This window comes from Micromonospora sp. NPDC049366 (assembly GCF_044466625.1).
Classification (GTDB): Bacteria; Actinomycetota; Actinomycetes; order Mycobacteriales; family Micromonosporaceae; genus Micromonospora.
Genome location: NZ_JBITMV010000001.1, coordinates 267,450 through 284,741, shown reverse-complemented (window position 1 = coordinate 284,741; position 17,292 = coordinate 267,450). Strand labels below are relative to the sequence as shown.

Genomic DNA, 17,292 nt, shown 5'->3' with positions numbered 1-17,292 from the left:
CATGACCGTCCCCGCGCCCCGGGCCCCTCGGCGGCCCGCCGGCCGCGTCCTGCCCCTGCTGATCGTCGTCGCCCTGCTCGCACCGATGGGTGTGCTGGCCCGGCAGACCTGGCGGCTCACCGACCAGGACCGGAGCCTCGCCGCCCGGGAACGCCTCGGCGTGGAGTACCTGCGGGCGCTCGCCCCGGTCACCGCCGCCCTGGTGGAGGCCCAGTCCGCCGCGGTCGCCGGCCGCCGGCCCGCCGGCCCGGCCCTCACGGAGGCCGTCGAGGACGCCGCGACGGTCGACGCCCGCATCGGCGCCCTGCTGCGCAGCCAGGAGCGCTGGGCGGGGCTGCGGGCGAAGCTGGAGGCGCTGCGCGACCGGGGAGCCGGCGACCCCGAGGCGGCGTTCACCGCGTACGGCGAGGTCACCGACCTGCTGCTGGACCTGCACCGCAAGGTCCGGGAGAGCTCGGGGCTGGTCCGCGACCCCGAGGCGGACTCGTCCTTCCTCCAGGACGCCGCCGGTCAGGAACTGCCGGAGGCGGTGGTGGCCGCCGGTCGGCTCGCCGACCTCGCCGTGCTCGCCGCCCGACGGCCGGCCGCCGACCGCGGCCGTACCCTCGCCGAGCTGGCCACCCTCCGGGTCGGCGCGCTCGCACCCGCCGGTGCCCTGGTCGACGACCTGCGCGCGGCGGTCGACAGCTCGGAGAGCACCGACCTGGGCGGCACGGTGCTGACCCCGCTGGACACCTACCAGCGGGCCGTCGAAGCGCTCGCCGTCGCCTCCGCCCCGAGCCGCACCCCGGTGCTGGATCCCGCGCCGATCGTCGGCGCACGACTGAACGCGCACGCCGCCGCAGGGCAGCTCCAACCGGTCATCCTGGCCGAACTCGACGCCCTGCTCGCCGCCCGGGTCGACCGGCTGGACCGAGAGCGGTGGCTGCTGCTCGGCGCGTCCGGTCTGGCCGTCCTGCTGCTGGCGGCGCTCGCCGGACTGCTGGTCGCCGCGGCCCGCCGGGCCCGTCGCCGGGCCGCCCCGGTGTCGCCGTCGCAGGCGGGCGGGCCCCCGCGGACGCCGCCGTGGCCGCCACGACCCGGACCGGACGACGTACGGGCGGGTGAGCCCCGACCGCTGGCACCGACGGGCCGACCGGCCGAACCGCAGGCCGCACGCTGGGGGCCGGTCGATGCTGTTCGGTAGGCTCCGGATCCGCGGCAAGCTCGCCCTGCTCGTCGTCATCCCGCTGGTCAGCATGATCGGGCTCGCCGTGCCCGTGGTCCTGGACCGGGTCGCCGTCGCCCAGCGGGCCGGTGACATCGCCGACCGGGTCCGGCTGGCCAGCCGGATCGGCACCCTCGTGCAGGACCTCCAGCAGGAGCGCATCCTCTCCGTCGGCCTGCTGCTGGGCGCGGTCACCCGCGCCGAACTGATGCGCCGGTCGGCAAGCGTGGACGACCGGGTGGCCGACCTGCGCGCCGATCGCGGCGACCGGCTGGAGCCGCTGGTCGCCGACGCTCTGGAGGGCGTACGGTCGCTGACCGACGTCCGGGCGGCGGTGCTCGCCGGCGCGGCCGGACCCCAGCAGGTGCTGGACGCGTACGGCCCGGTGAACCGGGCGCTCATCGACTCGCTGCGGCTGGCGTTCGACGTGGACACCGACACCGCGGCCGGCCGGCAGGTGCTGGCGCTGGACTCGCTGCTGCGCGCCGACGAAGGGCTGGGCCTCTGCGCCACCCTGATCGTGCTGGTCAAGGTCTCCGACGACCCGGCCGTCACCGCCGGGTTCGTGGCCACCATGGCCGCCCTCCGGGTCGACAGCCAGCGGTTCCGCAGCCTCATCACGCCGCAGCAGCGCAAGCTCGCCGAGCTGAACGACGCCGCGGTGACCGCCCGGACGAGCGCCGACTTCCTCAGCACGGGGGCCGTCGACCCGGCCGGCGCGGTGCGCAACGTGCCGCTGGAGATGGTCTTCCCGTCCGCGCGGTCGATGGTCACCCTCGGCCAGTTCATCGAGAAGAAGATGGTCGCGGACGTGCTCGCCGAGGCCACCGGGGAACAGCGGCGGGCGCTGACCGCCGCGTACCTGGTCGCCGGCCTGGCCGTGCTGATCCTGGCGGTGGTGCTGCTGCTCAGCGCCGTGGTGGCCCGCACGGTCGCCCGCCCGCTGACCCGGCTCACCCGCTCCGCCGACCGGGTCGCCCGGGTCGCCGAGGCGGAGCTGGTCCGGGTCGCCGACGCCGAGGCGGAGAGCGCGCCGCCGGTGCGGCTCGATCCGGTCGACGTCCGGGCCCGCGACGAGATCGGTGACCTGGCCCGGGCGTTCGAGCGGGTGCAGACGACGGCCGCCCGGTTGGTCGAGCGACAGGTCGCCGGCCGGCGCAACGTGGCGCAGATGTTCGGTCACGTGGGCCGGCGTACGCAGAACCTCGTCGGCCGGCAGATCGCGCTGATCGACCGGCTGGAGCAGCGGGAGACCGACGCGGGGCGGCTGTCGGACCTGTACCGCCTCGACCACATCTCCAGCCGGCTCCGGCGCAACGCCGGCAGCCTCGTGGTGCTCTCCGGCTCGCCGGGCACCGACGCGTACGTGGCGCCGGTGCCGCTCGCCGACGTGGTCCGCCTGGCGTTGGGCGAGATCGAGGACTACACCCGCGTCGACGTACGCGTGCCGGCGGAGATCGCGGCGGCACCGGCCACCGTCGGCGACCTCGTGCTGGCGCTCGCCGAGCTGATGGAGAACGCCACCGTCTTCTCACCCCCGCACACCCGGGTGGTGGTCAGCGCCGAGCCGACCGGAGCCGGCGTCCGGGTCACGGTGACCGACCACGGCATCGGCATGACCCGGGAACGGCTGGCCGAGGAGAACGCCCGGTTGACCCGGCGGGAGCGGCTGGACCTGGCCCCGACCGAGGTGCTCGGGCTGTTCGTGGTGGGCCGGCTGGCCCGCCGGCACGGCTGGGCGGTGAACCTCGCCCCCACCGGCGGCGGCGGGGTGACCGCCCGGCTCGAGATCCCGCAGGCGTCGCTGGTGTTCCGGCGTACCGAGCGGGCCGGCGCCGCCATCGCCCGGGCCACCGTCCCGCCCCGGGAACGGCGGTCGCCGGCCCTGACCGGCGGCGTCGCCTACCTGGAGATCAGCGCGCCGCACCGCGACGTCGCGCCACCGGAGACGGTGCCGGTGGACCGGTCGCCGGCGGCGCCGGAACCCACCGCCACCGTCGCCGGCCGAGCGGCCGTGCCGGGCCCCACCGCCACCCCACCGGCCGGGGTCACCCCGGCGGGGCTGCCCCGCCGGCCGTCCCTCCGAACGGCCGGCGGAGAAGCGGCGGCGAACGGCGGCGGACCGGACCGCGCCGGGTCGGCGGTCGGGCCCCGCATCCGCCAGCGGGTGCCCGGAAGCCACCTACCGCCGAGCGGCCCCCCGGCCGGACCGATCGACGGCACCGGCGCCGACCCGGCGGCGGCCCGCGCGCTGGTCGAGGCGATCGAGTCCGGCGTACGCCGGGCGGAGCGGCTGGAGCCGGCGCACCGGGCTCGGCCGGCGCTGAACCGGCGGATGCCCGGGGCGAGCCTCGACGGTGAGCCGGCCCGCCCGCCGGTCAGCCCCCACCCGGGCGACCCCGCCGAGGTCCGCGACCTCATCACCGAGTTCGAGGCGGGCGTCGCCCGTGCTCTGCGCGAAGTCAGTCCAGACCGTCCGAACGAAGAGGGATCGACACGGTGACCAGTTCCTACCTGCACGACAACGTCGACAACCCGGGCAGCCCCGCCCCCGCCGGGGACCTCAGCCCCGAGGCCCGCACCTTCAACTGGCTGCTGGACACGTTCACGTCGAGCACCGCCGGCGTGCTGGAGGCCATCGCGGTCTCCTCGGACGGCCTGCTGATGGCCATGTCGGCGATCCGGGACCGGTCCAACGCGGAGCGGCTCGCCGCGGTGGTCTCCGGCATGACGAGCCTGGCCGGCGGGGCCGCGAGCTGGTACGCCCTCGGCGGGCTCAACCGCGTCGTCGTCGACATGGCCGAGGGCTACCTGCTGATCAGCGCCATCAGCAGCGGGTCGGTGCTCGGGGTGGTCGCCGACCGGTCGGCCAACCTGGGCACGGTCGCGTACGAGATGACCCTCTTCGCGGGGCGGGCCGGCGGCGCCCTCACCCCCCGCCTCATCGCCGAGCTGAAGAACGCCGCCCAGCAATGACCAGCGAGGGCGCGAGCGACGGACCGGACCCGGAGATCCGGATCCGTCCGTACCTGCGCGCGCCGGTCACGTCCCGGCCGGGCGGCTCGACGGCGGGGCCCGACGGCGACGGTCCGGCCGTTCCGCGGCCGTTCGTGCTGACCGCCGGCCGGGTGACCGCTCCCGATCCGGCGATCGGCTTGGAGACCCAGGTGACGGCCGCGCCGGACGGAGGCGGCACCGGCCCGGCCGTGGCCCTGCTGACGCCCGAACTTCAGGCGATCATCGCCCTCTGCGACGAGCCGATCTCCGTCGCGGAGATCTCGGCCCGGACCCGGCTGCACTTCGGCGTGGCCCGGGTCCTCGTCGGCGACCTGCGGGCCACCGGCCATCTGGAGGTGCACCTCGACCACGGCGACGGCGCCTCCGACCCCGACCTCATCCTGCGAGTGATTGATGGACTCCGTGCGATCTCCTGACTGGCCCCTCGCCCCGCTCGGCGGACTCGCCGCGAACAGCGCCACCACCCGGTACGGCACACCCGGCGCAGCCGGCCCGGCGACCGGACGCGCCACCCCGCCGCCCCACCGGCCGCCGACCCCACCCGAGGCGCGACCCGCCGCCCGGGTGGACGGTGGCGGGGTCGCCGCGCCGCCCGTACCGGTGAAGATCCTCATCGCCGGCGGTTTCGGCGTCGGCAAGACCACGACCGTCGGCGCCATATCGGAGATCGCCCCGCTCACCACCGAGGCGGAGATGACCAGCGCCGGGATCGGCATCGACGACCCCGGCGCCCGGTCGGCCAAGACCACCACCACGGTCGCGATGGACTTCGGCTGCGTGACCATCGACCGCAGCCTGAAGCTGTACCTCTTCGGCACGCCCGGCCAGTCCCGCTTCGGTTTCATGTGGGACGACCTGGCCCGTGGGGCGCTCGGCGCGCTCGTCGTGGTGGACAGTTCCCGGCTCGACGACTGCTACCCGGCGATCGACTACTTCGAGCGGGCCGGGCTGCCGTTCGTGGTGGGGGTCAACGCCTTCGACGGGCGGCTGGCCCTCGACCTCGACTCGATCCGGTGGGCGCTGGCGGTCGGCGATCACGTGCCGCTGGTGCAGTTCGACGCCCGGGACCGGCTGTCGGTGCGGGACACCCTGCTGGTCGTCCTGGACCGGGCGCTGGAACGGGCCACCCGGCGACGGGAGGCCTGAACTCCTGGACGGTCAGACCCGTGTCCTTGAGGGGGTGGTCGTGGTGAGAGGTGGTCTGGACGAGACACTCGCCCGGATGGCCCGGCGTGAGGAGGCGCTGCGGCGGGTCACCGAGCCGCCGGCCGAGCCGGCCGGCCGGGAGGCGGGCGCACACCGGCAGGACCCGTACGGGCCGCCGGTGGACGACCCGGTGGAGGAGGTCGCCGAGGCCGTCCGGCGGGTCGTGGCCGCGCACCCGGGCCTGACGGTGACCGTACGCGCCGAGCACGACGGGCAGTCGTACCCGTTGCGGGTCGGCTGGGCCGGTGACCGGGTGACCGTCACCGCGTCCGAGGGTCCGCCGGACGACGCGACACGCCCCACCGGGCCACCGCCGCCCTGGCCGATGTCGGTCAAGACCGTGCCCGCCTGGACGACCGGCCAACGCGAGCCCGGCCCCGACCAGGCCGCCCGGCTGGCCGAGCTGATCCGGCGGGACCCGTCGCTGCTCAGCGGGCACGACCCGCGGCGGTGACCGGGCGGGGGGTGCCTGCGGCGGCTAGGGTCGGGCGGTGGCGCCACCCGAGCTGACCCTGATCGCGAGCCTCCGCCCGGCGGCCCTGGACGCCCGGCGAGGCGTCGTCCGGCTGCACCCGGAGGTGCTGACCGCGCTGGGCCTGCGCCCCGGCGATCCGATTCGGCTGTCCGCCCGCAGGGTGACCGCCGGAATCGTGGCGGCGGCGGAGCCGGGTGCGGCCGCCGCCCTGCTCTACGCGGACGACCTGGTGCTGGGCAACCTCGGCGTACGCGACGGCGGCCGGGTGACCGTCGCGCCGCTCCCGGTGGCCCCGGCGGCACGGGTGAAGCTGGCCGGGCCGGTGGAGATTGTGGCGGCGGTGAGCCCGGAGATGCTGCGGCTGGCGCTGCTCGGCAAGGTGGTCACGGCGGGCGACGACGTGTCCCTGCTCCCCCAGGACGTGCTGCCGGACGCGTCGGTCCGGAGCCTGGTCGAGGCGGCCCGCCGCAGCCTCGCCAACACCGTCGGCTACGCCTGGACGAGCACCCTGCTGACCGTGGTCGCCGCCGAACCGGCCGACGGCACGCTGGTCACCATGGACACCCTGGTCGGCTGGGAACACGCGCCGTTCAGTCACGGCTCCCCCGCCCCCGGCCGGCCCGCGACCCCCGGTGCGGCCGCAACTGCCGGCCCGGACGGAACCACCGGCCGCCCCGGGACGGCCGGTGTGCCGGCGGTGGACGAGTTGCCCGGGCTGCGGGCGCAGGCCGAGGAGCTGACCGAACTGCTCGACCTCGGCTTTCACCACCGGGAGGTGCTGGGGCGGCTCGGCACCGACGTGTCGCTGGGCGTCCTGGTCAGCGGGCCGGCCGGCTCCGGCAAGGCCGCCCTGGTCCGCGCGGTGGCCGCCCAGGTCGGTGCCCGGGTGTACGCCCTGTGGGCCCCCGAGGTGGCGGCGTTGACCAACCAGGCGGCAGCCGACCGGCTGCGCGCCGCCGCAGCCGCGGTACGCGCCAACGGCCCCGCCGTGCTGCTGGTCACCGATGTGGAGGCGCTCGCCCCGGCCGACGAGCCCGGCCCGGTGGCCACCGTGTTCCGGCAGGTGCTCGCCGAGACCGTCCGGTCCGGCGCGGCGGTGGTCTGCACCACCGGTCGGCCGGAGGCGGTCGACCCCGCACTGCGCGCGCCCGACCTGCTCTCCCTGCGCATCAGCGTCCCGCTGCCCGACCCGGCGCTGCGCCGTGAGCAGTTGACCGTGCTGACCCGCCAGGTGCCGCTCGCCGACGACGTCCGGCTGGACGAGATCGCCGGCCGGACCCCGGGGTTCGTCGCCGCCGACCTGGCCGCGCTGGTGCGGGAGGCCGGCGTACGGGCGGCGCTGCGGCAGAAGTCGGCCGAGACGCCGACGGTGGCGATGGCCGACTTCACCGCCGCGCTGGAGGTGGTCCGGCCGACCACGATGGCCGCGTCCACGCTGGAGCTGGCCACGGTGACCCTCGACGACGTGGGCGGCCTCGCCGACGTGAAGCAGACGTTGACCGAGTCGGTGCTCTGGCCGCTGACCTACCCGGACACCTTCGCTCGGCTCGGCGTACGGCCACCGCGCGGGGTGCTGCTCTACGGCCCGCCGGGCTGCGGCAAGACGTACCTGGTCACCGCGCTCGCCGGCTCGGGGCGGGCGAACGTGCTGTCGGTGAAGGGCGCCGAACTGCTCTCGAAGTGGGTCGGCGAGAGCGAACGCGCGGTCCGCGAACTGTTCCGCCGGGCCCGCGAGGCCGCGCCCACCCTGGTCTTCCTCGACGAGGTGGACGCCCTCGCCCCGGTGCGGGGGCAGACCAGCGACGGCGGTACGACCGACCGGGTCGTCGCCGCGCTGCTCACCGAGTTGGACGGGGTGGAGGCGCTGCGCAACGTCGTGGTGGTCGGCGCGACCAACCGTCCCGACCTGGTCGATCCCGCACTGCTGCGGCCCGGGCGGCTGGAGCGGTTGGTCTACGTGCCGCCGCCGGACGGTGCCGCGCGGGCGGAGATCCTGCGGGCCGCCTCGCGTACCGTTCCGCTGGCACCGGACGTGGACCTGACCGGCCTCGGCGAGGAGTTGGACGGCTTCTCGGCGGCGGACTGCGCGGCGCTGGTGCGGGAGGCCGCGTTGGCCGCGATGCGGGAGTCCTTGACCGCCACCACGGTCACCGCCGCGCACGTGGCGGCCGCGCGCAGACGCGTCCGCCCGTCCCTGGACCCGGTCCAACTGGCCCACCTGGCCACCTACGCCGCCACCCACACCCCCTGACCACCCCCGCCCGAACGCCCCACCCGGACGCCCCCGGTGATCATGAACTCGTCGGCGCTGTCAGGGGGGTGGCAGGAGGGGGCCCAGGGGGCCCAGGTCCAGGTTCAGGTCCTCCGGGCCCAGGCCGAAGTGCTCGCAGAGCCCGGCCATCTGCTCCTCCAGCGCCATCAGCGTCGTGCCGATCCGCTCGACCTGCTCCTCGGTGAGGTCACCCAGCTCCACGCGGCGCAGCGCCTGCCGCTCCATCAGCTGACGGAGCAGCTCGACCACGGTGAGTACCAGGCTGGCCAGCCCTCGCTCGACCGACTCCCGGTCCACCGCGAGCCGCCGGTCGAGCGGCGTCACGCGCGGCGGGCGCCACTGCGGTGCGTCCAGCGCGGCGGCCAGCTCCGCCGCCTCGTCCCGGTCGGTCACGCCGGCCCCCCGGCGTCCGGCACCGACGGCCCCAGGGCAGCGTCCGGCACCGGCGCGGTGTTCGACGCCAGGGCGGCGTCCGGCGATCCCAGGGCGGCGTCCGGCACCGGGGGCGCCAGGGCGCCGACCGACGCGACGAGCGCGCGCAGCGAGATGCGGACCAGGTCCACGTCGGCGATGGCCAGGGTGAGGTCGCCGCTGACCACCACGCCCGTGCTGAGCACCCGGTCGAGCAGGTCGACCAGGGCGACCTGCCCGTGAGCCAGCGGATCGTCGGCGCTGTTCGGGGCGAGCCCGGTGGTCACCATCGTGACCGCCCCCGCGCACCCGGGCCGGCGGTCACGCCGGCTCCCGGACGGTCAGCGCCGGCTCCGTCGGACCGTCGGCCACGAAGGAGTACGGCGGCCACGGGCCGGTCAGCTCCAGCCGCAGCTCCGGGTGCCGGGCCCCGAGCGCCTCGACGAGCCCGGCGAAGGCGGCCAGGGTGGCGGTGTCCAGCAGGTACGCGCCGTTGAGCGCCATGGCGGTGGGCGCACCGGAGAGGCGGCGGTCCTGCGGCGCGTGCCGGCGGGCGGCGACCGCGTGCCGGGCCAGGGCCTCGTGCACCTCGGCGGCGGCGGCCCCGGCCGCCCGCTGCCCGTCCTCGCGGGCGGTGAGCTGGGCGCGTCGCCGCCGCAGGTACGCGGCCCCCGGCCCGCCCGACGCGGTGGGCTCCTCCGCGCGAGGCACGGCCCCGGGCACCACGTACCCCTTGACGCCCCACTCGCCGCGCCCGGTGAGCCGGTCGAGCAGCCCCGCGAGGTCGGCGCGCCGTTCGGTGAGCGAGTCGACGACCCGCCGGTCGTCGTGGTGGACGGTGGCCAGCCGGGCCGGCACCACGGCGCCGGCCCGGCCCAGGGCGTCGACCACCCGGTGGTGGGCGCGGGCGGCCCACTCCAGCCAGGCCAGGTCCTCCAGGTTGCGGCGCAGCGCCTCCTCCCCGTACTCGGCGAGGGGGACCCGGCTCACCACGGCCACCAGGCCGGCGGCCCGGACCGGGCGGACCGGCTCGCCGGTCAACCCGGCGAGCCCGTCGAGCAGCCCGAGGTCGGCCTCGCGGACGACGCCGTGCAGCCACCGAGCGGTCAGCGCGTCAGCCGTCGAACTCATCCCACTCCTCCCCGGCGTCCCGCCGTCGCGCCCGGGCCTCGACCCGGGGCCGGCGCTCCGCCTCGACCTGCTCCGGATCACGGGGGCCGGGCTCGACCGGGGGGCGGGCCTGGGAACTGAGCCAGGGGTCGTGCTCCCACCAGTCGATGCCGATCTGCCGGGCCGTGTCGACCGAGGCGATGACCAACCGGAGCTTCAGCGTCAGCAGCTCGATGTCGAGCAGGCTGACCCGGATGTCACCGGCGATCACGATGCCCCGGTCGAGCACCCGCTCCAGGATGTCGCCGAGGTTGGCCGGCTCGTGCCCGGCCGGCAGCACCTGGCCGGAGTTCTGCACCACGGACGGCGTACGCGCTGTGGTCATCAGCCCACCTCGCCCTTCCCCCGCTGGTAGCGCCGCACCCGGCGGTAGCCGAGCAGGACGCCGTCGACGTCGAGTTGCACCTCGTACAGGCCGAGCAGGTCGGTCGAGGCGGGGATCCGGCGGTCCTCGACCACCTCCACCCCGACCAGCCAGCCGTCGCGGACCGCCTTCAGCGACGTCGTGCCGACGGGCTCGCGTCCGGTCAGCTCGATGATCTGCCGCAACCCCTCCCGGGCCGCCTCGGCGGCCGACAGCGGCTCCACGTACTCCTCGTCATCGGCCCACTCGTCCTCCGGCTCGGGTTCACGACGTCGCACCCGGTCGCCGCCGCGGATCCGATCCACCATCGCGTACACCTCCCCCGCGGTTGCGTCGTCGCACCACCGGCCCCGACCGGCTCCGCTCCGGCCCCGGACCCGGAACCCGCTCCGCACCGGGGCCGGGGCGGGCGGTCGAGGAGGAGGCCCGGCGTGGGCCGCCGCCGGTGAGCCGGTCCAGGACCTGCTGCTGTCGCGCGTCCCGCTCCTCGGCGGTCAGCTCACCGGCGGCCGCCGCCGCGTCCAGCTCCTCCAGCTCACGCCGGATGTTCGCCGGGTTGTACCGCTGCGACTCCGCCTCCCGCGCGATCACCTTGACCACCGCGGTCAGCCCACGGACCGGCGCGTACGGGAGGGTCAGCAGCGTCCACAGAATGTCCACCGCCTCACCCCGCCAACTCGTGGGCGCTGACGAAGTCGTACGGGGCGAGCGGCCCGAGCAGCCGCGTTCGGACCAGGTCGCGGCGTTGCTCGGCGAACTCCTCGACGGCGTCCAGGAACTCGTCCTCCTGGTCGGCGTCGACCAGGAAGGCGACGTTCACCGCGTCCAGCTCGCTGCTGGGCGGGCGGGGCACGGCCGAGACGGCCAGCTCGCCGACACGGTCGAGCAGCTCCCGGTTCTCGGCCTCGCGCCGCAGCTCCACCGCCTGGCTGATCATCTCGCCGAGCCGGATGCGCTGCTCCCGGGTCGCCTCCTCCGGCTGCCCCCGCACCTGGTCGGCCAGGTCGGCGGCGGCCGCATCCTCGGCCAGGAGGGCGCTGATCAGCTCCGCCTCCTCGTAGCGGCCGTGCACCACGTACTGGACCTGACCCTCCAGGTCGTCCAGGGCGTCGGCGAACCGGTCGCCGTGCGCGTCGAGCAGGTCGGCGACCGCGTCCGGCCCGGTGACCACCGTGCCGAAGCGGACCGGCAGCACGGGTGCCACCGCCGCCGTGCCGTCCAGCAGCTGCTGGTACGCGACCAGGTCCGCCGGCCGACCCAGCGGGGCCTCCAGGGCGACCTCGCTGACCAGCGCGGCCACCGGACCCTGCCGGATCGCGGTGACCGCTCCGGGCGGGTCTCCGACGCCCTCCGCGTCGGCCGTCGGCTCCACGTCGGACGGCACGATGCCGTAGATGAAGAGTCCGCGCTCGTCGGCCATCAGCGCTCCCCGTCGCGGCGGCGGCGGTCCCGGTCACGATCCCGGTCACGGTCCCGGTCGGTGCCGAGGTCACCGACCGCGTCCCGCACGGCGCCGCCGATCGCCCCGACGGTCTTGCCGAGGCTGGACGCCGCCTTGCCGGCGCTCACCGCGCCGGATGCGCCCTCGACCAGGTCGGGCAGCCCCTTCTGGTTACGGGGAGTGATGTCGAGGCGGTCGACCGCCTGGGCGAACCGCAGGTACGTCTCGACGCTCGCCACCACGATCCGCGCGTTGATCTCCAGGAGCTGGATGCCCACCACGGCGACGGAGACCTGGGCGTCGATCACCACGCCCTTGTCCAGCACGGTCTCCACCACGTCGGCCAGGCCGGAGCCGGAGCCGCTGCGCTCCAGCGCGCCCCCGGCCCGGCCATCGGTCGTCGCGATCGTCATTCGTCCGACTCCTCTCGACGACGACGGACGACCGGGCGGCGTGGGGACTGCGGCGCCCGACGGCTACGGGGTTCGGCGTCGGTCTCCGGCTCCTCCCGGGGCCGTGTGCGGCGGGCCCGCTCGGGTGCGCGTCGACGTGTCGGGCGCGGCTCCTCGGGCTCCTCCGGCTCCTCGGGCTCCTCGTCGTACTCGTCCTCGTACTCCTCGTACTCCTCCTCGGTGGGGCGCCGCCGGGCGGTCCGGCGCCGGCCGCGCGGCGCCGGCCGGGCCCGGCGCGGCTCCTCCTCCGGCTCCTCCCGTTCCCGCCCTTGCTCCTGTTCCTGCTCCTGCTCCTGCTCCTCGCGCACGGCGGTGTCGTGGTCCCGGACCACCTGCGAGTCCTCGATCTCGCCACGCCAGCCCTGCACCGACTCCGGGTCGAGCACGGTCTGCGTCATGACGTGCCGGACGAAGTGCTTCAGCTCCAGCCGCACCCGGCGGCCCTGGGCCCGCCACAGGTTCCCGGTGTGCTCGAAGAGCCCCTGCGGGTGGTACTCCAGCACGACCAGAATCCGGGTCAGGTCGGGCGTCACCGCGTGGAAGCTGACGGTGCCGTCGACCGAGCCCTTCTCGCCCTTGGACCGCCAGTGGATGAGCCGGTCCGGGATCTGCCGGACGATGGTCGACTCCCAGCTGCGGTGCGACCAGAACACCTGCGCCTTCCAGGTGAGCTTCTCGTCCGACTCGGTGTCGACGTTCTCGACCTTCTTCATGAAGCTCGGGAAGTCGCCGAACTGGGTCCACTGGTTGTACGCGACCCGGACGGGCACCCCGACCTCGATCGTCTCGACGATGTTCGTCACCTTGAGCTTCCGGCCGCCCTTGCCGCCTCGAGCCGTGCCCCTGCCGAGGGCGGACATCACCTTCTCCTTACCGCCGGCCAGCCCGGCATGGAACATCGCCTTCACCGGGGAATCGCCCTCGGCCATCCGCTGCGCGCCGGTCGCGGCGGCGATCAGCCCCGGGCCGCCGCCCTGCTTCGCGTACTCACTGAGCCGGCCGGTCGCCCCGGTGACCTTCTCCGTCACCACGGAGACGGCCCGCTCACCGATGGCCTCGGCCAGGTTTCGCATCTCGTCGGCGAGCTGGCCGCGGACCTTGTCCGTCAGCCCGCCCGCACTCATCGCCGGGGGCATGCTCACCGCCCCCGTCGCGGGCCGACCGGCTCGGCCGCTTCCCGCGACGACGGCTCGCCGTCGCCGTCGGCGGACTCCGCCGCACCGCCGGACCGGTGCTCGGCCACCCCGGCCGTCCGGCGCCGCAGCGAGTCGGCCTTGTCGCGCAGCTTGTCGCCGAGGGCGTCGATGCCGTTGCCGGCGGCGGCGGTCGCCGCCGCCTTCCCGGCGACCGCGAGCGGGCCGCCCAAGCGGCCGAGACCGGCCAGGTGAGGCGACGACTGCAGAAGGTCCGTGCCCTTCTGCAGCAGCCCGCCGGGCTCCCGGCTCGCCCGCCCGGCGGCGACCGCCGCGGCCAGCACGAGGGCCGCACGCATCTTGCGACGCCGGCCCAGCAGGTAGCCGAGACTCACTGCCAGGCCGATCCGTGTTCCGCTGTTCATCAGTTCTCCTTCGCTCCCCCGCGGCCCGGACGCCTGCTGCGGTCGAGGCCGAAAGAGGGCCCACTGACTGCACGAGCGGAACATTCCGTCAGGCGTCGGAATTGGCGGACCCGGCGGGCAGTACCCCAGGGCCTAGCCGTGAAACCGCACGAACAATTTCGACGGAAACACCGGACGGTGAATTGCGAATCGGGCGGCCTCGGTGCCTCAAACTGGACAACAGGGCACGTAGCAGCAGGTCAGAGACCAGGAGGCAACACCGAGGAACGGACGATCGCTAATCGGATCAGAGGGCCGGGGGAGGTGAATCGAGACAGATTTCGGCCCGCACCTTCTCGCCCTTGTCAGTTAATTTCGCGCCGCATTTTTCGAGCACCGAGACGGCTGGCCCATTGTCCCGGGTCGTCTCCGCGACGACCGCTTTCATGCCGACCGCCGCCGCCTCGTTCAGCAGTTCGCGCAGGGCGGCACCGCCGATCCCCTGCCCCCGGGCCGAGCGGCCGAGCCACATCCCGGTCTCCACCGTGCCGGGCTCGTCGCGGAGGGTCATCCGGATCATGCCCACCACCTCGCCGCCGGCCAGAATCGCGTACATCTGGGTGCGGGTCGGGCCGGTGAGCCCGGCGAAGCTGGCCCGGTGGAACTCGCGGAACGCCTCCCGGCGGGCCAGCGACCAGCCGGCCGGGGCCTCCACCGGGGGCATGACGTCGCCGGGCTCCGCCTCCGCAGCCGCTACGGAGAGCAACGGCTCGAGGTTCCGCTCGTCCACCGGCTCCAACCGGACCGAACCCGTCACGTGCCGCAGTCTGCCGCCCCTACCGGGAGAAGTCCACCCCGTTGGGCCGCGACTGGCGGTCCGTCGCCGGGTACCGGCCGGTCGGCCGGCATCGTGTTCTGCCTCACGCTCCGCTGTCGTCGACACCGAACTCGCACAGCACCACCGAAGCGTCGTCCGACCGCTTGTGTCGCCGCAGTCGGTCCGCGTGGTCACGCTCGGCGTCGCGGACGAGGGTGATCAGCGCGTCCGGCCCCTCGGTGGAGAGCAGGTCCAGAAGCGCGGGCCAGTCCAACAGCGCGAACTGCTCGACGGCGCTCGACGCGCCGTCGGTGAGCAGCGCCGCCCGGCGCAGGGCACCCGGCCCGCGCAGCGGCACCGTCCCGGCCACCGCATGGTACGCCGCGTCCGGGTCGGCGGCGGCCACCCAGTAGCCGTGCGTCCGGTTCATCCGCTCCCGCTGCACGCCCACGGCCTGCCGGAAGCGGGTGGCCCGGTCCGCGCCGGCCGGCACGGCGGCGACGGTGCGCCGCAGGTCCGCCATCGCGGCGTCGAGCCGGTCGTCGGCGACGACGGTGACCCGCCCGCCCGCGTCGAGGACCAGTGGACTGTCGCAGAGCACCAGGTAGTCGACCTGCTCGGCACCCTCACGCAGCAGGGCCACCGTGCTGGACGGTGTGCCCGGATGGTCGAGGTCGCACTGGCCGCCGTGGTCGGCACGGACCGCGAGGATGGCCGCCGCGAGGTTGCTCATCAACGTGGCGGCCGGTCGGGCGGCCTCGGCCAGCCCGATCCGGGCGGCCAGGTGCCGGACGTACCACTCGGGGCCGTGCACGCAACCGGTGTCGAAGCCCTCCGGCACCGTGGCGCCGTCCAGCACCCCGACCAGCGGCCCGAACCGAAAGACCAGATCCTCGTTCAGGTCGCGGCCGGGGGCTGGAGCGGAGGCGGAGCGGACCCGCATCAGCGGGGCCCGCCCCACCGCCCGCACCGGCTCAACGCCGAAACTCACCGGCGGACTCCTGCGCCTGGCCGCGCACCTGGTGCGTGGCCGACCGGCCCTGCTCCCGGATCTGGGCGGCACCACGGATCGCGGTGGACCCCACGGACTTGGCCGCCTGCTGCGCAGGCCCCCGCATGTTGCCCGTCATCCCCTGACCGAACTGGCTGGCCTGCTGCCGCAACTCGTCCGAGTGCTGCCGGAACTGGTCACCGACCATCCCCTTGGCCTGGCCGGCCCACTGCCGCTCGTGACGGCTCGCCGGAATCAGCGCGGACGCGAGCAGGCCCGCGCCGAACGCGATCATCCCGGCCGCGAGCGGGTTGCCCTGCGTCTGCTCCCGCGACTGGTACCCCAGCGAGCGGGCCTCGTCGCGGACCGAACCCGCGGCGTGCGACATCCGCTGGCCGGCCCGGTTGCCCATGTGCTGCACCTGGTCGCTGGCCTGCGACATGCGCTGCCCGGCCTGGTGGCCCATCTCGGACATACGCTGCCCGGCCTGGTTGCCCATGTGCTGCGCCGAACCGGCGGCGTCGGACATCTTCTGCCTGGCGCCGTGGCCGTCCATCTGGCTACCCATCACCTTCTCCTTCGCTCGACTGAACGCGCCGCGTGCCTGGTCGACACGGTCGCCCGCGATCCGCCGCGGGTTGACCTTGTCGGCCAGCGCATCGACGTTGTCGCTCAGGTCTCTGCGAGTCCGTTCGATCTCCTGCCGGATCTGCTCCGGGTCGCTCGACATGTCTGCTCCCTTCCAGCCCGCTCACCGGCCGCGCAGGGCGTCCGGCACCTGACGCGCGGTCTGCTGGGTCCGCGGTAGCACGCCACGGAACTGCCGTAGCTTCGACCGCCCGGCGATCGCCAGGATCGCGGTGGCCACCGCCCAGACGGCGGCCACGATGAGGGCGGCCCAGCCCTGGTCCATCACATTGGACAGACCCCACCAGGCGGCGTACGAGAGGAACAGCACGGTGAGGAACCCGGCCAACGCGGCGCCGCCGAAGAGGCCACCGGCCTTGCCGGCCTGGGTCGCCTCCTCCCGTAGCTCCGCCTTGGCCAGCTGAACCTCCTGCCGGACCAGCGTCGACATGTCACGGGTCACGTCACCCAGCAGTTCACCCACCGACTGGGTGCGCTCCGTGGTCGGGGCACTCACGGCGCCACCCGACCGGTCAGGCCCGACTCGCGGACCGCGGGCGACACGTTCTGCGCCCGCGCCACACCGGAGTAGGGGCCCTCAGCCGAGTAGGACGCATGGATGTCCGCTTCCGGCATCGGAGGCATCCCCTGACGCTGCTGCCCGGTCTGGCCCGCCTGGGCACCGGCGTGCTTGCCGTTGCCGTTGCCGTTCGACGCCATGTTCCGGGTGAGCCGGCCGACGAGCAGTCCGGCCACGGCCGCACCGGCGAGGAACGTGCCCGGGTGCTTCCGGGCGTACCCGCGTACGTCGTGCAGCAGGTCGGCGGGCTCCCGCTCGTCCAGCCAGCCGGCGGCCCGCTGGACGGCGTCCGACGCCCGGCGTACGGCCTCTCCGGCCAGGCCCGAGTCGTCGCTGCCGCCTGCCATGTCGCCGAGTTCGCGGCCGATGCCGCGCAGCCCCTCGGCGGCCCGGTGCTTCTGCGACCGCGCCTGATCGCGCAGCTGAGAGCCGGCCTCCGTGGTCAGGTGCTGCGCCTGGTGCCGCGCCTCCTCGGCCACGTGTCGGCTCTGCTCGGCGACGGCATGGCCGACCTGACTGCCGGCCTGTGCGGTCTGGTGGCCGACCCGGGACGCCTGCTGCCGGGCCTGTTCGGTGGTGCTGCCCGGCGCTCTGCTCTGGTTGATCGCCGTCATCACACACTCCCTCCTCCGCCCCGGACGGTATGGCCCGGGACATCGTCGGGCTACCCGGCGGGTCGGGGCAGCATTCGTTCTCCCGGTGCCCGACACCGGCGATCCCGCGG

Annotated in this window: 20 protein-coding genes and 2 pseudogenes; 7 read left to right on the top strand and 15 right to left on the bottom strand. The window is 75.2% G+C overall.

Annotation, left to right across the window (positions count from 1 at the left end):
• Position 1: 1 nt before the first annotated feature.
• From ACIBTV_RS01325 to ACIBTV_RS01295, 7 genes are read left to right on the top strand one after another with little or no spacing between them, the layout of a single operon-like run.
• Positions 2 to 1,186 carry a hypothetical protein gene (locus tag ACIBTV_RS01325; protein WP_396701178.1) on the top strand — a complete coding sequence of 395 codons (1,185 nt, stop codon included), beginning with the start codon at positions 2 to 4 and terminating at the stop codon, positions 1,184 to 1,186.
• Positions 1,173 to 3,710: a nitrate- and nitrite sensing domain-containing protein gene (locus tag ACIBTV_RS01320; RefSeq protein WP_396701176.1), complete on the top strand. Its 2,538-nt coding sequence runs from the start codon at positions 1,173 to 1,175 to the stop codon at positions 3,708 to 3,710. The genes ACIBTV_RS01325 and ACIBTV_RS01320 overlap by 14 nt, the downstream gene beginning before the upstream one ends.
• A complete protein-coding gene (locus tag ACIBTV_RS01315) occupies positions 3,707 to 4,183 on the top strand; it encodes a roadblock/LC7 domain-containing protein (protein WP_091594516.1) in 477 nt (158 codons plus the stop codon). The genes ACIBTV_RS01320 and ACIBTV_RS01315 overlap by 4 nt, the downstream gene beginning before the upstream one ends.
• Positions 4,180 to 4,641, top strand: coding sequence for a DUF742 domain-containing protein (locus ACIBTV_RS01310; protein ID WP_396701174.1), 462 nt, complete (start codon positions 4,180 to 4,182; stop codon positions 4,639 to 4,641). Before ACIBTV_RS01315 ends, ACIBTV_RS01310 begins: the two co-directional genes overlap by 4 nt.
• A complete protein-coding gene (locus tag ACIBTV_RS01305; protein WP_396701172.1) occupies positions 4,619 to 5,371 on the top strand; it encodes a GTP-binding protein in 753 nt (250 codons plus the stop codon). The genes ACIBTV_RS01310 and ACIBTV_RS01305 overlap by 23 nt, the downstream gene beginning before the upstream one ends.
• Before the next feature lie 43 nt (positions 5,372 to 5,414).
• On the top strand, positions 5,415 to 5,885 hold the full coding sequence (locus ACIBTV_RS01300; protein WP_396701170.1) for a hypothetical protein: 471 nt from the start codon (positions 5,415 to 5,417) through the stop codon (positions 5,883 to 5,885).
• A 37-nt stretch (positions 5,886 to 5,922) separates the two neighbouring features.
• Positions 5,923 to 8,157, top strand: coding sequence for an AAA family ATPase (locus tag ACIBTV_RS01295; protein ID WP_396701168.1), 2,235 nt, complete (start codon positions 5,923 to 5,925; stop codon positions 8,155 to 8,157).
• A gap of 60 nt (positions 8,158 to 8,217) precedes the next feature.
• On the opposite strand, the gene ACIBTV_RS01290 is transcribed toward ACIBTV_RS01295, so the two are convergent.
• The 15 genes and pseudogenes from ACIBTV_RS01290 to ACIBTV_RS01220 form a co-directional block, all read right to left on the bottom strand.
• The gene (locus ACIBTV_RS01290) at positions 8,218 to 8,571 is read right to left on the bottom strand and encodes a gas vesicle protein K (protein ID WP_396701166.1); all 354 of its coding nucleotides are present in this window, start codon (positions 8,569 to 8,571) and stop codon (positions 8,218 to 8,220) included.
• The gene (locus ACIBTV_RS01285) at positions 8,568 to 8,879 is read right to left on the bottom strand and encodes a gas vesicle protein (RefSeq protein WP_396701164.1); all 312 of its coding nucleotides are present in this window, start codon (positions 8,877 to 8,879) and stop codon (positions 8,568 to 8,570) included. Before ACIBTV_RS01285 ends, ACIBTV_RS01290 begins: the two co-directional genes overlap by 4 nt.
• Before the next feature lie 31 nt (positions 8,880 to 8,910).
• Positions 8,911 to 9,720, bottom strand: a complete 810-nt coding sequence (locus ACIBTV_RS01280; protein ID WP_396701162.1) for a GvpL/GvpF family gas vesicle protein — start codon at positions 9,718 to 9,720, stop codon at positions 8,911 to 8,913.
• 163 nt (positions 9,721 to 9,883) lie between these two features.
• Positions 9,884 to 10,084: pseudogene (gene gvpJ, locus ACIBTV_RS01275) on the bottom strand (gas vesicle protein GvpJ); the annotation flags it as partial.
• Positions 10,084 to 10,431 (bottom strand): gas vesicle protein, encoded by a 348-nt coding sequence (locus tag ACIBTV_RS01270; protein WP_396701160.1) that lies wholly within the window; start codon positions 10,429 to 10,431, stop codon positions 10,084 to 10,086. The gene ACIBTV_RS01270 and the pseudogene gvpJ (ACIBTV_RS01275), both read right to left, overlap by 1 nt.
• Positions 10,388 to 10,783, bottom strand: a complete 396-nt coding sequence (locus ACIBTV_RS01265) for a gas vesicle protein GvpG (RefSeq protein ID WP_396701158.1) — start codon at positions 10,781 to 10,783, stop codon at positions 10,388 to 10,390. The genes ACIBTV_RS01270 and ACIBTV_RS01265 overlap by 44 nt, the downstream gene beginning before the upstream one ends.
• A 4-nt stretch (positions 10,784 to 10,787) precedes the next feature.
• Positions 10,788 to 11,543: a GvpL/GvpF family gas vesicle protein gene (locus tag ACIBTV_RS01260; protein WP_396701156.1), complete on the bottom strand. Its 756-nt coding sequence runs from the start codon at positions 11,541 to 11,543 to the stop codon at positions 10,788 to 10,790.
• Positions 11,544 to 11,761: 218 nt separating this feature from the next.
• Positions 11,762 to 11,977, bottom strand: a pseudogene (gene gvpJ, locus ACIBTV_RS01255) (gas vesicle protein GvpJ); the annotation flags it as partial.
• Complete coding sequence (locus tag ACIBTV_RS01250) at positions 11,974 to 13,152, bottom strand: SRPBCC family protein (RefSeq protein ID WP_396702025.1); 1,179 nt, start codon at positions 13,150 to 13,152, stop codon at positions 11,974 to 11,976. The pseudogene gvpJ (ACIBTV_RS01255) and the gene ACIBTV_RS01250, both read right to left, overlap by 4 nt.
• Positions 13,153 to 13,154: 2 nt before the next feature.
• Positions 13,155 to 13,574, bottom strand: coding sequence for a hypothetical protein (locus ACIBTV_RS01245; RefSeq protein WP_396701154.1), 420 nt, complete (start codon positions 13,572 to 13,574; stop codon positions 13,155 to 13,157).
• A 286-nt stretch (positions 13,575 to 13,860) separates the two neighbouring features.
• Entirely contained in the window at positions 13,861 to 14,370 is a 510-nt protein-coding gene (locus tag ACIBTV_RS01240) for a GNAT family N-acetyltransferase (protein WP_396701152.1), read from the bottom strand.
• A gap of 103 nt (positions 14,371 to 14,473) precedes the next feature.
• Positions 14,474 to 15,361 carry a hypothetical protein gene (locus ACIBTV_RS01235; protein ID WP_396701150.1) on the bottom strand — a complete coding sequence of 296 codons (888 nt, stop codon included), beginning with the start codon at positions 15,359 to 15,361 and terminating at the stop codon, positions 14,474 to 14,476.
• Complete coding sequence (locus tag ACIBTV_RS01230; protein ID WP_396701148.1) at positions 15,345 to 16,091, bottom strand: DUF3618 domain-containing protein; 747 nt, start codon at positions 16,089 to 16,091, stop codon at positions 15,345 to 15,347. The genes ACIBTV_RS01235 and ACIBTV_RS01230 overlap by 17 nt, the downstream gene beginning before the upstream one ends.
• A 21-nt stretch (positions 16,092 to 16,112) precedes the next feature.
• Positions 16,113 to 16,505, bottom strand: a complete 393-nt coding sequence (locus ACIBTV_RS01225; RefSeq protein ID WP_396701146.1) for a phage holin family protein — start codon at positions 16,503 to 16,505, stop codon at positions 16,113 to 16,115.
• Complete coding sequence (locus ACIBTV_RS01220) at positions 16,502 to 17,182, bottom strand: hypothetical protein (protein WP_396701144.1); 681 nt, start codon at positions 17,180 to 17,182, stop codon at positions 16,502 to 16,504. The genes ACIBTV_RS01225 and ACIBTV_RS01220 overlap by 4 nt, the downstream gene beginning before the upstream one ends.
• Between the last annotated feature and the right edge of the window lie 110 nt (positions 17,183 to 17,292).

Excerpts from the sequence above, each read along its gene's own strand:
- ACIBTV_RS01325 (WP_396701178.1), top strand. The coding sequence starts at position 2 with ATGACCGTCCCCGCGCCCCGGGCCCCTCGGCGGCCCGCCGGCCGCGTC.
- ACIBTV_RS01320 (WP_396701176.1), top strand. The coding sequence starts at position 1,173 with ATGCTGTTCGGTAGGCTCCGGATCCGCGGCAAGCTCGCCCTGCTCGTC.
- ACIBTV_RS01310 (WP_396701174.1), top strand. The coding sequence starts at position 4,180 with ATGACCAGCGAGGGCGCGAGCGACGGACCGGACCCGGAGATCCGGATC.
- ACIBTV_RS01305 (WP_396701172.1), top strand. The coding sequence starts at position 4,619 with ATGGACTCCGTGCGATCTCCTGACTGGCCCCTCGCCCCGCTCGGCGGA.
- ACIBTV_RS01285 (WP_396701164.1), bottom strand. The coding sequence starts at position 8,879 with ATGGTGACCACCGGGCTCGCCCCGAACAGCGCCGACGATCCGCTGGCT.
- ACIBTV_RS01280 (WP_396701162.1), bottom strand. The coding sequence starts at position 9,720 with ATGAGTTCGACGGCTGACGCGCTGACCGCTCGGTGGCTGCACGGCGTC.
- ACIBTV_RS01270 (WP_396701160.1), bottom strand. The coding sequence starts at position 10,431 with ATGGTGGATCGGATCCGCGGCGGCGACCGGGTGCGACGTCGTGAACCC.
- ACIBTV_RS01260 (WP_396701156.1), bottom strand. The coding sequence starts at position 11,543 with ATGGCCGACGAGCGCGGACTCTTCATCTACGGCATCGTGCCGTCCGAC.
- ACIBTV_RS01250 (WP_396702025.1), bottom strand. The coding sequence starts at position 13,152 with ATGCCCCCGGCGATGAGTGCGGGCGGGCTGACGGACAAGGTCCGCGGC.
- ACIBTV_RS01245 (WP_396701154.1), bottom strand. The coding sequence starts at position 13,574 with ATGAACAGCGGAACACGGATCGGCCTGGCAGTGAGTCTCGGCTACCTG.
- ACIBTV_RS01230 (WP_396701148.1), bottom strand. The coding sequence starts at position 16,091 with ATGTCGAGCGACCCGGAGCAGATCCGGCAGGAGATCGAACGGACTCGC.
- ACIBTV_RS01220 (WP_396701144.1), bottom strand. The coding sequence starts at position 17,182 with ATGACGGCGATCAACCAGAGCAGAGCGCCGGGCAGCACCACCGAACAG.